This is a genomic window from Ruegeria sp. YTSB088 (assembly GCF_059609825.1).
In genome coordinates, this window is the sequence record NZ_JBXWMM010000011.1 from 23,868 (window position 1) to 36,143 (window position 12,276).

Annotated in this window: 14 protein-coding genes; 6 read left to right on the forward strand and 8 right to left on the reverse strand. The window is 58.1% G+C overall.

Annotated elements, in window-relative coordinates; all coding sequences use genetic code 11:
- Window positions 1-25: 25 nt before the first annotated feature.
- On the reverse strand, window positions 26-427 hold the full coding sequence (locus AC2FFA_RS16915; protein WP_117869542.1) for a MerR family transcriptional regulator: 402 nt from the start codon (window positions 425-427) through the stop codon (window positions 26-28).
- A 269-nt stretch (window positions 428-696) separates the two neighbouring features.
- On the reverse strand, window positions 697-1,065 hold the full coding sequence (locus AC2FFA_RS16920) for a MerR family transcriptional regulator (RefSeq protein ID WP_117869541.1): 369 nt from the start codon (window positions 1,063-1,065) through the stop codon (window positions 697-699).
- 115 nt (window positions 1,066-1,180) lie between these two features.
- On the opposite strand from AC2FFA_RS16920, the gene AC2FFA_RS16925 reads away from it, so the two are divergent.
- From AC2FFA_RS16925 to AC2FFA_RS16935, 3 genes are read left to right on the forward strand one after another with little or no spacing between them, the layout of a single operon-like run.
- Window positions 1,181-1,600: a PaaI family thioesterase gene (locus AC2FFA_RS16925; protein ID WP_117869540.1), complete on the forward strand. Its 420-nt coding sequence runs from the start codon at window positions 1,181-1,183 to the stop codon at window positions 1,598-1,600.
- Between the two features lies 1 nt (window position 1,601).
- The gene (locus AC2FFA_RS16930) at window positions 1,602-2,120 is read left to right on the forward strand and encodes a PaaI family thioesterase (protein WP_496852488.1); all 519 of its coding nucleotides are present in this window, start codon (window positions 1,602-1,604) and stop codon (window positions 2,118-2,120) included.
- A 2-nt stretch (window positions 2,121-2,122) separates the two neighbouring features.
- On the forward strand, window positions 2,123-3,439 hold the full coding sequence (locus AC2FFA_RS16935) for an MATE family efflux transporter (protein ID WP_117869538.1): 1,317 nt from the start codon (window positions 2,123-2,125) through the stop codon (window positions 3,437-3,439).
- Here AC2FFA_RS16935 and arsC read toward each other — a convergent pair.
- Genes arsC through AC2FFA_RS16955 form a run of 4 tightly spaced genes read right to left on the reverse strand, consistent with a single transcriptional unit; the run spans window position 3,436 to window position 5,595 of the window.
- A complete protein-coding gene (arsC, locus tag AC2FFA_RS16940; protein WP_496852489.1) occupies window positions 3,436-3,777 on the reverse strand; it encodes an arsenate reductase (glutaredoxin) in 342 nt (113 codons plus the stop codon). The genes AC2FFA_RS16935 and arsC overlap by 4 nt on opposite strands.
- A complete protein-coding gene (locus AC2FFA_RS16945; protein ID WP_496852490.1) occupies window positions 3,774-4,832 on the reverse strand; it encodes a quinone-dependent dihydroorotate dehydrogenase in 1,059 nt (352 codons plus the stop codon). Before AC2FFA_RS16945 ends, arsC begins: the two co-directional genes overlap by 4 nt.
- A complete protein-coding gene (locus AC2FFA_RS16950; RefSeq protein ID WP_496852491.1) occupies window positions 4,829-5,260 on the reverse strand; it encodes a DUF1330 domain-containing protein in 432 nt (143 codons plus the stop codon). The genes AC2FFA_RS16945 and AC2FFA_RS16950 overlap by 4 nt, the downstream gene beginning before the upstream one ends.
- Complete coding sequence (locus AC2FFA_RS16955; RefSeq protein WP_496852492.1) at window positions 5,257-5,595, reverse strand: DUF952 domain-containing protein; 339 nt, start codon at window positions 5,593-5,595, stop codon at window positions 5,257-5,259. Before AC2FFA_RS16955 ends, AC2FFA_RS16950 begins: the two co-directional genes overlap by 4 nt.
- A gap of 107 nt (window positions 5,596-5,702) precedes the next feature.
- Between AC2FFA_RS16955 and AC2FFA_RS16960 the strand changes: the two genes are divergently transcribed.
- From AC2FFA_RS16960 to mnmH, 3 genes are all read left to right on the forward strand, one after another.
- Entirely contained in the window at window positions 5,703-7,280 is a 1,578-nt protein-coding gene (locus AC2FFA_RS16960; RefSeq protein WP_496852565.1) for a bifunctional metallophosphatase/5'-nucleotidase, read from the forward strand.
- A 685-nt stretch (window positions 7,281-7,965) separates the two neighbouring features.
- Window positions 7,966-8,631: an SOS response-associated peptidase gene (locus AC2FFA_RS16965; RefSeq protein ID WP_496852493.1), complete on the forward strand. Its 666-nt coding sequence runs from the start codon at window positions 7,966-7,968 to the stop codon at window positions 8,629-8,631.
- A gap of 47 nt (window positions 8,632-8,678) precedes the next feature.
- Complete coding sequence (gene mnmH / locus AC2FFA_RS16970; protein ID WP_496852494.1) at window positions 8,679-9,731, forward strand: tRNA 2-selenouridine(34) synthase MnmH; 1,053 nt, start codon at window positions 8,679-8,681, stop codon at window positions 9,729-9,731.
- Here mnmH and selD read toward each other — a convergent pair.
- Both selD and AC2FFA_RS16980 read right to left on the reverse strand, forming a co-directional pair.
- On the reverse strand, window positions 9,722-11,881 hold the full coding sequence (gene selD, locus AC2FFA_RS16975; RefSeq protein WP_496852495.1) for a selenide, water dikinase SelD: 2,160 nt from the start codon (window positions 11,879-11,881) through the stop codon (window positions 9,722-9,724). The two genes, mnmH and selD, sit on opposite strands and share 10 nt — an antisense overlap.
- 5 nt (window positions 11,882-11,886) lie before the next feature.
- On the reverse strand, window positions 11,887-12,273 hold the full coding sequence (locus tag AC2FFA_RS16980; protein ID WP_117869530.1) for a Na+/H+ antiporter subunit G: 387 nt from the start codon (window positions 12,271-12,273) through the stop codon (window positions 11,887-11,889).
- Between the last annotated feature and the right edge of the window lie 3 nt (window positions 12,274-12,276).

A 12,276-nucleotide genomic window follows, 5' to 3' on the forward strand; every position in this document is an offset into this window, starting at 1 on the left:
CATATGTCCGGATGACAGGTCGAGGTTACTCGGCTGCCTTCTTTTCCTGTTTCATCGAGGCGATGACTTTCTCGCCCCAGCGCAACTGCTCTTTCAGATCGTCGATGGCTTGTGTCAGCTCTTCGCGGCGCGATTCCATATCCTCCAGACGCTCGCACGCGATTTCATAGGTGCGGGTCATCTGAGTGACCTGCTGGTCGCCGACATGGTACAAATCCAGCAGTTGCCGAATTTCTTCGAGGCTGAATCCAAATCGTTTGCCGCGCAGGATCAGTTTGAGCCGCGCCCGATCACGCTTGGTGAACAGACGTTTCTGGCCTTCACGGATCGGGAACAGAAGTTCCTTGGCCTCATAGAACCGCAAGGTGCGTGGTGTGACATCATAGGTCTCGCACATCTCGCGGATGGTCATCACATCTTCGGTCATTCGTCATACTCTCGTCACTGGCGTCATGAGATATGAGTTGCGCAGTTGGTATGCGCTTTACAACATGAGAGTGACGTTTACGTAATCCAGACGCTGCGTCATTTCCAAGTTGACGTAACATCCGGTCACGTAAGCAAGGTTTGACGCAATTTTCTTTCCGCAACGTCAAGCGGGTTTTCCCGCCAAAACCTTCGCAATGGCGGAACACTGCGCACATGCTTGAGCGGGTTCGGAGTGATCATTTTGGATATGCGGAATGGGAGCGGCGGCTATCCCAAAGATTTGGCCGTCTGGTCGCGCAGACGCTTGAGTTCGTCCATGGCTTCATCCAATTGCTGGCGCTGCTGCTGAAGCTCGCTCATCTGGCGGTCCGCCATCTCGACGAAAGTAGCCATTTGAGCTTCATTGCCCTGATCCTCGTAGATCAAAAGCCATTGACGAATTTCTTCCAGAGGAAATCCGAACTTGCGCCCGCGCATGATCAGCTTCATCCGCGCGCATTCTCGCGGGCCGTAAAACCGCGACCGACCTTCACGGTCCGGTTGCAAAAGTTCGATGTATTCGTAATAGCGCAGAGTGCGCGGGGTGACGTCGAACTCGGCGCACATCTCTTTGAATGACAAACGGTTGTTGGACATTCCCGATCTCCTTGTCAGCAACCTAGGCGGTCCCGATCCCAAGCGCAACAGGTGGGCTTGCCCTTTGCGGAAACAGCGGCTCATAAAGGACGGGCAGAGAACAGGACGCAAACATATGGTCGACAAGACAGTTTTAGCCCGCCAGTTTATCGAGGCGATCCCCCACGCGCGGGCCTTGAACCTCAAGCTCACGCAGATCGGCGATGGCGAGGCAGAAATCACGTTGCCCTACAATGAGGATCTGATCGGTGATCCGCGCACAGGGGTGATTCACGGCGGGGCGATTTCCACAATTCTGGACACATGCTGCGGTGCTGCAGTGATGAGCCACCCGTCGGCCCCCGGCGGGACAGCCACGATCGATCTGCGAATTGACTACATGCGCGCGGCGACACCGGGTCAAACGGTCACAGCGCACGCCGTCTGCTATCACATCACGCGGAACGTGGCTTTTGTACGAGCGACGGCTATGGACGACGACAAGGACCTGCCGGTGGCCACTGCCTCTGGATCCTTTACGGTTGAGGGGAAATAACATGGCAAGACCTCGTCCCGAACCAATGCAGGTGGTCAAGCAGCGACGCGATGCAGCGTTGCTTGCGCTGGTTGACGGTGTGCCTTACATCCGCTTTCTCAATATCAGCTTCGACCGGCGCGGGGATGAACTGATCGGTGTTCTGAACTTCGATGACAAGTTGATTGGCAACCCGTTCCTGCCTGCGATTCATGGCGGTGTAACCGCGGCATTCCTCGAAGTGACCGCTGTCATTACCCTTAGTTGGGAACATTTTTTCCCGCGCATCGAAAGTGGCGAGATCGACGGAGAGGCCATTGTGACCGACCCGAATATCCGCTTTCCGAAGACCATCGACTTTACCGTCGACTATCTGCGCTCGGGCCTTCCACGGGACGCATATGCAAGGGCCTTCATCAGCAGATCCGGGCGGCGTTATGCCTCGGTCCGGGTTGAAGCCTGGCAGGACAATCATGCGAAACTGTTTGCGCAGGCTTCCGGGCATTTCCTGATGCCGCAACCCCCCAGAGATCAGAGCTGACCATGCAGGACGCCTCGGCGCCCATTACGCATAGACGGGTGTTGAAGATCGCGGTGCCGATCGTCCTGTCGAATGCCACTGTTCCCATACTTGGTGCGGTGGATACGGGCGTAGTCGGTCAGATGGGCGAGGCGGCCCCAATCGGGGCGGTCGGCATCGGCGCTGTGATTCTGTCCACTGTCTATTGGATCTTCGGTTTCCTGCGGATGGGAACCACCGGGATGGCGGCGCAGGCACGCGGGGCAGGCGACATAGTTGAAACCCGGGCGTTGCTGATGCGCGGCCTGATGCTGGGTGGCGCGGCAGGGCTGTTCTTCATCCTTGCGCAAGTGGCTGTTTTTGCGGGTGCGTTTGCGCTTTCCCCGGCAAGCCCCGAAGTCGAAGCCCTGACCCGATCCTATCTGGAGATTCGCATCTGGGGGGCACCTGCCACCATTGCATTATATGCTGTTACCGGCTGGCTGATTGCCGTCGAGCGCACGCGCGGCGTGTTCGTCCTTCAGGTCTGGATGAATGGGGTGAATATCGTTCTCGACCTGTGGTTCGTTCTTGGACTTGGCTGGGGGGTCGAGGGAGTAGCCATTGCCACCCTGATTGCAGAATGGACAGGATTGGCATTGGGGTTATGGCTTTGCCGGGATGGGTTCGCAGACGGAATCTGGCGCGATTGGGCGCGGGTTTTCGATGCTGCCCGGCTGCGGCGCATGTTGCAGGTCAACGGTGATATCATGCTGCGTTCCGTTCTGTTGACCGGATCGTTCACCACATTCCTTTTTGTTGGCTCGGATCTGGGTGACGTGAATCTGGCCGCCAATCAGGTCTTGCTTCAATTTCTTGAAATCACGGCCTTTGCGCTTGATGGGTTTGCCTTTTCCGCGGAAGCGCTGGTCGGAGGCGCAGTCGGGGCCAGAGACAGGTATCAGGTGCGTCGCGCTTCTGTCATGGCCTCACAATGGGGTGTTGGGGGGGCGCTGTTGCTGGGAGCGTTTTTCTTCTTAGCCGGCCCGGCGCTGATCGACCTGATGTCAACCTCACAGCAGGTACGCGAGGCCGGGCGTGAGTTTCTCTTCTGGGCAGCGATTGCTCCGGTGATCGGAGTGGCAAGCTGGATGTTCGACGGTATCTACATCGGTGCCACCTGGACCCGCGCCATGCGCAATGCGATGATTCAGTCAGTGGCGATCTATGTGGTCGCACTTTTCATACTGGTGCCGAGTTTCGGCAATCACGGCCTGTGGGCCGCGTTGATGGTGCTCAATATTGCACGTGGGGTGACAATGGGCTGGCGCTATCCCAAGCTTGAGGCACAGGTGTCCTAGAGCAGCGTCAAAAGGTTCTCTGGTGGACGTCCGATGGCGGCTTTGTCTCCGGCAATTGCAAGAGGCCGCTCGATCAGGATCGGGTTTTCGGCCATGGCACGGATCAGGTCTTCGTCGGGCGAGGTTTTGCTCAGCCCCAATTCCTTGAACCGTTTTTCGCCTCTGCGTATCATTTCGATGGGTGACAGCCCTAGGGCGGATTGTGCGGCGCGAAGTTCGTCGATTGAAGGCTCGTCTTCCAGGTACTTTCGAACGGTGATCTGCGCACCGTTTTCTTCCAACAGTGCCAGTCCGGCGCGGGATTTGGAACAGCGGGGGTTGTGCCAGTATTCGATCACAGCCAATCCTCTCGTTTGCTGCCGATAGCTTGCGATACGGTGTCAAAACCGTCACGAGCCAGCAAGTCATCCAGCCCTTCAGCGATGTCAGCCGCCAGGGAAATGCCGCCATACACCATCGCAGTATAGAACTGCACAGCCGATGCCCCGGCACAGATCTTGGCGTAGGCCTGCTCGGCATTGCTGATGCCGCCAACGCCTATCAGGGGGATATCCCCGCCCGTCAATTTGCTCAGCCGAGCCAGTACGCGGGTGGATTTTTCAAACAGCGGGGCGCCCGACAAACCACCGGTTTCGTCTTTGTGTACGCTGCGCAGACCGTCGCGGGACAGGGTGGTGTTGGTGGCGATCACAGCGTCCACCCGGGTTTCGCGGGCGACCTCGGCGATGTCCTGCAATTCCGCCTCGGTGAGATCCGGTGCAATTTTCAGGAAGATCGGCAGCGGGCGCGGCAGCGCATCACGCGTCTCGATCACACCGCTCAACAATGCGGTGAGTGCGGCTTTGCCCTGCAAATCCCGCAGCTTTTCCGTATTCGGGGATGACACGTTGACGGTTGCAAAATCCAGATGTTCGGCACAATGGGCCAGCACTTTGACAAAATCGCCGGCACGGTCTTCGCTGTCCTTGTTGGCCCCAAGATTCAGGCCGATGACCGCGTCTTTGGGACGGTCTGCCAGCCGTTTGGCCATCACCTCCATGCCTTCATTGTTGAATCCAAAGCGGTTGATGGCTGCCCTGTCCTCGGTCAGTCGAAACAGGCGGGGTTTGGGGTTCCCCGGCTGCGGACGCGGCGTGACCGCCCCGACCTCGACAAAACCGAACCCGGCGCGGGACAGCGGGGTCAAAACCTCGCCATTTTTGTCGAACCCGGCGGCCAGCCCAACCGGGTTCGGCAGGGCCAGCCCGGCAACGACGGTTTTCAGGCGCGGTGTTGTCACTGGCCCTGGCGCGGGTGCGAGTCCGGACTTCAATGCCTTGATCGACATCCCGTGGGCGGTCTCGGGGTCCATGCGGTGCAGGGCGGCCAGCCCCAGTTTTTCTGTCAGTTTCATCCGAACGCCGTCCCGGCTTCACCTGAACCGCATCGGATCAGGCGCGACGTTTCCACCGCAGCCTGACGATGGATTACGGCCGCCCGATAGACCGGGTCCGTTACCATTTCAAGAAACGCATGTGCAGTCGGGTAGCGCGCAACAAAGACGGCATCCCATGTTTCATCCGATGGCCCGATGAGGGTTGATTCAAACACCCCACGCCAGAGGATGGTCGCCCCGATATGTTCAATGATCGGAGCGGTTTCAGCCCCGTAGTTCTGATAGGCTTGCGCTCCGGTCAGCCCCGCATTCGCCAGTTCATGGGCGGTCGGGTACTGCGCCTTGGCCCGAAACTTCACCAGATTGAGCATTTCGATCGGGCGGTCCCGATCCAATGCCTTGAAGCCCTCGAACTGGTCGCGGTCCGGGTCGACATAGGATGTCATGACATGTCCTCGGGGAACTGGTGCGCGGTGCCGTCAAAAGGCAGAGGGCGTGACCAGACAACATCTCTCATCCGGATCTGGCGATAGAGATGCGGGAACAGGGCACCGCCGCGCGAGACCTCCCATTTCAGGTCGTCGCCCATCGCATCTGCGTCACAGGCCAACACAGTCAGCCCATCGACACCGGCAAAATGCTTGGCTGCGGTTTCAGCGGCTTGTTCAGCGGTGGAAAAGTGGACAAACCCGTCAGCGACATCAATCGGTGCGCCTTCTGAGGCGCCCTGGTTTTGCAGGGCGGCCCACTCTTCGGCTCGGAAAATCTTGTAAATCAGCATACGGACCTGATGCCCCGCGCCGAAGATGGAATCAAGTCGGATTTCTTCTTTGACTCTCTGTCGTCATGCGCGCACGATCACCACAAATAATAACTGGGAGTACCATGATGCAGACCCGAATTTTGACTTCAGTTGCGGTTCTGGGCCTGACCGCTGGTGTTGCGGCAGCCGACTACAAGTTGACAATATTGCACACCAACGATTTTCATTCGCGTTTCGAGCCGATCAATAAATACGACAGCGGATGCGACGCAGAAGACAATGCCGAAGGAAAGTGCTTTGGTGGATCGGCGCGTCTGGTCACTGCCATAGACGAAGCACGTGAACGTGCCGACAATTCGATTCTGGTGGACGGTGGTGATCAGTTTCAGGGGTCTCTTTTCTACACGTACTACAAGGGAAAAGTCGCTGCCGAGTTCATGAACAAGCTGGGCTATGACGCCATGACCGTGGGCAATCACGAGTTTGACGATGGCCCGGAAGTGTTGCGTGGCTTTATTGACTCGGTCGATTTCCCGGTCTTGATGTCCAATGCCGATATTCGCGACGAAGAACTTCTGACCGACCACATCAAGAAATCTACTGTGATCGAGGTGGGTGGCGAACAGATTGGCCTGATCGGGCTTACGCCGATCGATACGCATGAACTTGCGTCGCCCGGTCCCAACGTGACCTTTTCAGACCCGGTACCAGCGGTGCAGGCCGAGGTCGACAGGCTGACGGGCGAAGGTGTCAACAAGATCATCGTGCTCAGCCATTCAGGCTATGGCGTCGACCAGCGTGTCGCGGCAGAGACAAGCGGGGTCGATGTAATCGTCGGCGGCCATTCGAATACCTATCTTTCGAATGCGTCAGACAAGGCTGTTGGTCCGTATCCTACGGTGGTCAACGGTGTGCAGATCGTTCAGGCATATGCCTACGGCAAATTTCTGGGCGAATTGAACGTCACGTTTGATGATGACGGCAATGTGGTCGAAGCCGTTGGTGAACCTTTGATCATGGACAACACTGTGACCGAGGATCAGGCCGCATTGGACCGGATCGCGGAACTGGCGGTGCCTCTGGATGAAATCCGAAACAAGGTTGTTGCAAGCACAGCTGAAGCCATCGAAGGCGATCGCGCTGTGTGTCGTGTGCAGGAATGCCAGATGGGCAATCTTGTTGCTGATGCGATGCTGGCGCGGGTTGCCGATCAGGGTGTACAGATTGCCATTGCAAACTCGGGTGGTTTGAGGGCGTCTATCGATCCCGGAGATGTGACCATGGGCGAAGTGCTGACCGTGTTGCCGTTCCAGAACACCCTGTCAACTTTTGAGATTACCGGACAGACCGTGATCGACGCGCTTGAAAATGGTGTCAGTCAGGTGGAAGACGTGAAGGGGCGTTTTCCTCAGGTCGCCGGCCTGCGCTTTACCTGGGACCCCAGTGTTGCGCCGAACGAAGGGCGTATCATTGATGTGATGGTCGCCGAGGGCGACGGTTTTGTTCCGATTGACCCGAATAAAACCTACCTGGTCGTAACCAATAACTACGTCCGCAACGGTGGTGATGGGTACGCGATGTTCAAGGGTGACGACAAGAACGCCTATGACTTCGGTCCGGACCTTGCGGATGTAACTGCCGAATATCTGGCGGCAAATGCTCCGTATCAGTCTTATGTTGATGGGCGCATCAAGCAGAAGTGACTCTGCTTTCAGGATTAACAAAAGCCGCATCGCTATGGTGCGGCTTTTTTTGTTTCCTAACGGATCAGCTGAAGTCGTATTCCGGCCAGAGTTCCGGGCCCAAGCCGTCAAGCATCGGTTTGATCTGATCCGCGACCTCGCGCCAGCCCCTGATTGACTTGGGCGAACCCCTAGAGACAGTAAGCCTTTGCACGTTTTGCAGGCATTTTCGGGTTGTTGGGGTTTGAGGCCAGTTTGTGGGCGGTGAACCGGGCAATTGACTCCAGTTTTCTCCTCAGGCCTACTCTCGACTATGACCCGTGCAAGGTGCCGGTGGACTGGGAATTGTTATTTACTTTTCGGGTATTAGCCAAATCACGCGTTACCTGACCCGTGTGTATCAGCGCGCTCGCCAATTTCTGGGCAAGCAGCGGATCATCGGGCTTTGTCCACGAAGCTTCAACGAAATGTGGACAAGGCTTTCCTTACTGCCTCACCTCGGTCAAAACGAAGCCGGAAAAGGTTTGATAATCCGAGGCCTTCGGGAAATTTTTGAGTTCCCGCGGGGTCTTTTCAGTGCCTGTGGACGCTTGCCAGCCTCCCCAAAGGCCACCGCTTTGCTCTTGTGGGATCGCGTTTTCTGGTTTTCCATGCGACCCAGTAAGATCCTGTGTCAAAACCAGGATTGTAACGGTGGTTCATTACCATGTGCGGACGGTTTGCAATAACTCTTCCCAATGACGCGATGGCGCAGCTGTTTTCCGCGCGCCCGGCTAATGCGTTGCCAACCGTCCCGAACTTCAACGTGTGTCCGACAAATCAGGTGCATGTGGTGCGGGGCGGTGAATCAGGCCGTCATCTGGATGCGCTGCGCTGGGGGTTTCTGCCACATTGGTACAAGACGGAAACTGCCGGGCCGTTGCTGATCAACGCACGTGCCGAGACTTTGGCGGAAAAGCCCGCCTTTCGCGATGCCTGCCGATCACGCCGCTGTCTGATTGTCGCAACAGGGTTTTACGAATGGACCAAGACGGACGAGGGAACGCGCTTGCCTTGGTATATCCATCGCAGGGATGGCGCCCCGGTTGCCTTTGCAGGGATCTGGCAGGACTGGGGGGTGGATGAAAACCGTCAGGGCACCTGTGCCATCGTGACAACGGCGGCCAACGAAAACCTCAGCACGATCCACCATCGGATGCCCCTGATCCTTGAGCCCCCACACTGGCCATTATGGCTGGGTGAAACTGGAAAGGGGGCCGCACGTCTGATGCAGCCGGGGGAAAGGGATGTGCTGGCTTTTCATCGCGTCGGTCCGGCCGTCAACTCAAACCGGGCCAGCGGGCCTGATCTTATTGAGCCTTTCGACGCGTGAGGGCGCATGACCTTTCCTTTGGAAACGCGGCAAGCTAGACCTTCGGCATGGCTCTGAACTTTCCTGATCTGACACAGCTTTACGCGCATGACTATGACACAGTCATTGATGTGCGCAGCCCTGCCGAGTTCGCTGAAGATCATCTGCCAGGTGCGATCAATCTGCCAGTTCTGAATAACGAGGAACGCGCCCGTGTCGGAACCATGTATGTACAGGAGAGCCCGTTTCTGGCGCGTAAACTTGGGGCTGCTTTGGTGTTCCGCAACGCGGCCAACCACATTGAGCGGCATCTAAGCCATCACGAAGGCAGCTGGCGCCCCTTGGTCTATTGCTGGCGTGGCGGACAGCGTTCCGGGTCGTTCACCTGGATGCTGCAACAAATCGGCTGGCGGGCGGAAGTGATTGAGGGCGGCTATCGCACCTACCGCAGGTTGGTGAATGCGTATTTGTATGATGATCCGTTGCCGCATCGGCTGGTGGCGCTGGATGGCTATACCGGAACGGCCAAGACAGAATTGTTGGCCCTGTTGCGCGCACGTGGAGTGCAGGTTCTGGACCTCGAAGCACTGGCCAATCATCGAGGATCATTATTGGGGGAAAGACCGGGCGGGCAGCCCAGCCAGAAAGCCTTTGAATCAGCTTTGTCGGGAGCGCTTTGTGCGATGGACTCGGCGCACCCGGTTGTGGTCGAAGCGGAATCTTCCAGGATTGGGAGCCTGATATTGCCACCCAGCCTGTGGAACACTTTATGTGCAGCCCCGCGGGTGAACATCACGGCGCCACTCGAAGCGCGTGCCGCCTATCTGGTTCAAGCCTATGATGACATCCTGTCAGACAGCGACCGGTTGCGAGAACGGCTGTCGCCGCTGCGGTCTCATCGTGGTCACGAGGTTGTTGATGGTTGGATGCAGCTGATCAATGCAGGTCAAAAACAGGTGCTTACTCAGGCCCTGATGGAGCAGCATTATGACCCGGCATACGCAAAGTCGCGGCGGTCCCGTTCTGTTGAGGAACTGGCCGATATTGAGATCGCTGTTCTGAACGACGCCGGCCTGAGCGAGGCAGCGACCCGGATCGAAAGCCTGCTGGATCAGCTTTGAAGACGCAGCCTCGGTGCTTCGGTGAGTTCGCCGATTGCCATGGCTGGATACCCATCGTTCTTGAGGTCTTCCAGGACGGTATCGGCATCCTTCGCCGCGACCGCGGCCAGCAGGCCGCCTGCTGTCTGCGGGTCGAACATCAAGGCGGCTTTGCCCTCGGCGGGCAGGTCAGGTGCTATTGCCCGGTTGTCTGCAAATAGGGTTGACCGAACACCCTGGTCCGTCAGCTCCTGCGCGCCTTCCATCACGTCCACAGCACCCAGATCCATCATGGCCCCGCATCCGGAAGCGTCGCAGATGCCTTGCAGGTGTCCGGCCAGACCAAACCCGGTCACGTCGGTCATCGCATGGGCCCCGGCCAATATGCAGGCCGCCTTGCCCTGCGGCTGCACCATGTGCTGGTAGGCTGCGGCGACCCAGGCACCGTTGGCCTGGCCGGCCATCTCAGCCGCCATAAGAACACCGCTTCCTATGGGTTTGGTCAGGATCAGACAATCGCCCGGTTGCCCGCCCGCCAGTGTGATCGGGGCGGTTTCGCATAACCCGGTCAGTGTGAAGCCAATCGTCATCTCGTCACCCATGGAGCTGTGCCCGCCCACAATCTCGGCACCGGCGTCCCGCATGACGGCTCCTGCGATTGACATGATTTCCGACATGGTACGGCTTTGCAGGGCAGAAGACATGCGTGGCAAGATGATGGTTGCCGTGGCTGCCTGAGGCGTGGCCCCCATGGCCCAAATATCGCCTAAGGCGTGAACAGCCGCGATACGGGTCATAAGCGCAGGATCTTTGGTGAAAGCCCGCAGGTGATCGGACGTCATGACCTGCTGAACTCCGCCCGTCTGAAGCAGAGCCGCGTCATCGCCGGGCAAGGGTGTGATGTCAGGGCGAATGGGGGCGGGCTGCGATTTCAGTGCAATGTGCAATGCACCCCGCCCGACCTTGGCACCGCATCCGCCACACATCGGTTTTTCACCCAGCGCCTCAACAAGTCCGGCCGCACTTTCGCGAGGCAGCGCAGGGGGCCTCATCTGCGGCAGGTCCCGGAACTTGTTCATGAAGGTCTGGTCGATGTGGTTCTTCCATGTCCACATCATCGCTCCGCTGAAGGATGCTCCCAACCGTTCACCCAACGCCGATTTGCCGCCCAGTGAAATCAGTTTCAGGTAGTCCTTCTGCGGGACATATTTGCGCATCCGTCCAGCCCCCAGCGCCGCGCGCAGATTGTCGAACAGAACCGGTGCTTCGCGCACTGCATAAACCCCGGCCTTGGGTCTGGGATTGTCCACCAGATGGGCGCAATCACCGGCGGCAAAAACCACTGGATCGCTGGATTGGAGGTAGCTGTTCACCCGGATGAAGCCATCCTCAAGGTCCAGCCTGGTCTTTTCGATCCAGTCATACGGGCGGGCTCCGGCCGCACCTGTTACGAAATTGGCGGGAATTGTGCGCCCATCTTGCAATGCGACGTGTTCCGAAGCGATCCGGCTGATTGCTGCGTTTTCGATCACTTCCACACCAAGATCCTGCATGGCTTGCCGGATCGTCGCTGCCGCTTTGGGTTTGGTGGCCGTCAGGGCAAAGGCATTGTCGATCAGTGTAACCTGTGCTGTCCGACTTTTGGCCTTTAGCGCGTGAGCCATCGCCATGACCAGTTCAACCCCGGCGACTCCACCGCCGATTACGGCGACCGAGGCAGCGCCGCTGCCTTCCAGATAAGCAGCCCACTTTGCCGCGAATGGCCCCAGTGGTTTGGCCGGTACCGCATGTTCCGAAAAGCCGGGCATTTCAGGCATGTCCGACGAAATGCCAACATTGACCGACGCCACGTCGAAACCAACCGGAGGATGCCCGGGAACATGTATTTCCTGACGATCGGTATCGAGTCCGTCGACCGAGCCCAGAATGACCCGCGCGCCTGCAGAACGCGCCAGTTTGACCAGATCGATGTCCAGCTCCCACCGGTCATAGTGTCCGGCGATATATCCTGGCAACATTCCGGAATAAGGGGCCGTTGGGCCGGGGTTGATCACTGTCACCCGCGCCCCGGGCAAAGGGTTCATCCCCCATTTGCGCAGCAGCAGCGCGTGGGTGTGACCTCCGCCAACAAGAACCAGATCGCGGGTCAGGGGCAGAGGAGGAATGTGCATAGGTTTCAATTCGCGCTATGGTCCGGGACGTCCTCGACCTGCTCGACGGCGTGGGTGGCCCAAAGCTCATCCTCGCCGGCATCCGGCAGGTCTTCTGGGTTTTCATGACGGTGTATGTGCCATTTTGCAATGAACAGGGCCGTGATCGGAGCGGTCAGGAACAAGAACAGAGTGATCAGCAGCTCGTGCAGGGACAGCTTTCCTTCCAGAAGAACAGAATGCACGATCGAGGCCAGAAGCACGCCGCCCACCCCCAAGGTCGTTGCCTTGGTCGGCGCGTGCAGGCGGGACATCGGGTCTTTCAGCTTGATCATGCCAAAAGACCCGACAAAGCCGAAGATACCCGAGACGATCAGGAAAAAGGCGATCAGCAGTTCCACGATGAATGTCATCCC

Excerpts from the sequence above, each read along its gene's own strand:
- AC2FFA_RS16915 (WP_117869542.1), bottom strand. The coding sequence starts at position 427 with ATGACCGAAGATGTGATGACCATCCGCGAGATGTGCGAGACCTATGAT.
- AC2FFA_RS16920 (WP_117869541.1), bottom strand. The coding sequence starts at position 1,065 with ATGTCCAACAACCGTTTGTCATTCAAAGAGATGTGCGCCGAGTTCGAC.
- AC2FFA_RS16925 (WP_117869540.1), top strand. The coding sequence starts at position 1,181 with ATGGTCGACAAGACAGTTTTAGCCCGCCAGTTTATCGAGGCGATCCCC.
- AC2FFA_RS16930 (WP_496852488.1), top strand. The coding sequence starts at position 1,602 with ATGGCAAGACCTCGTCCCGAACCAATGCAGGTGGTCAAGCAGCGACGC.
- AC2FFA_RS16935 (WP_117869538.1), top strand. The coding sequence starts at position 2,123 with ATGCAGGACGCCTCGGCGCCCATTACGCATAGACGGGTGTTGAAGATC.
- AC2FFA_RS16945 (WP_496852490.1), bottom strand. The coding sequence starts at position 4,832 with ATGAAACTGACAGAAAAACTGGGGCTGGCCGCCCTGCACCGCATGGAC.
- AC2FFA_RS16950 (WP_496852491.1), bottom strand. The coding sequence starts at position 5,260 with ATGACATCCTATGTCGACCCGGACCGCGACCAGTTCGAGGGCTTCAAG.
- AC2FFA_RS16955 (WP_496852492.1), bottom strand. The coding sequence starts at position 5,595 with ATGCTGATTTACAAGATTTTCCGAGCCGAAGAGTGGGCCGCCCTGCAA.
- AC2FFA_RS16960 (WP_496852565.1), top strand. The coding sequence starts at position 5,703 with ATGCAGACCCGAATTTTGACTTCAGTTGCGGTTCTGGGCCTGACCGCT.
- AC2FFA_RS16965 (WP_496852493.1), top strand. The coding sequence starts at position 7,966 with ATGTGCGGACGGTTTGCAATAACTCTTCCCAATGACGCGATGGCGCAG.
- mnmH (WP_496852494.1), top strand. The coding sequence starts at position 8,679 with ATGGCTCTGAACTTTCCTGATCTGACACAGCTTTACGCGCATGACTAT.
- selD (WP_496852495.1), bottom strand. The coding sequence starts at position 11,881 with ATGCACATTCCTCCTCTGCCCCTGACCCGCGATCTGGTTCTTGTTGGC.
- AC2FFA_RS16980 (WP_117869530.1), bottom strand. The coding sequence starts at position 12,273 with ATGACATTCATCGTGGAACTGCTGATCGCCTTTTTCCTGATCGTCTCG.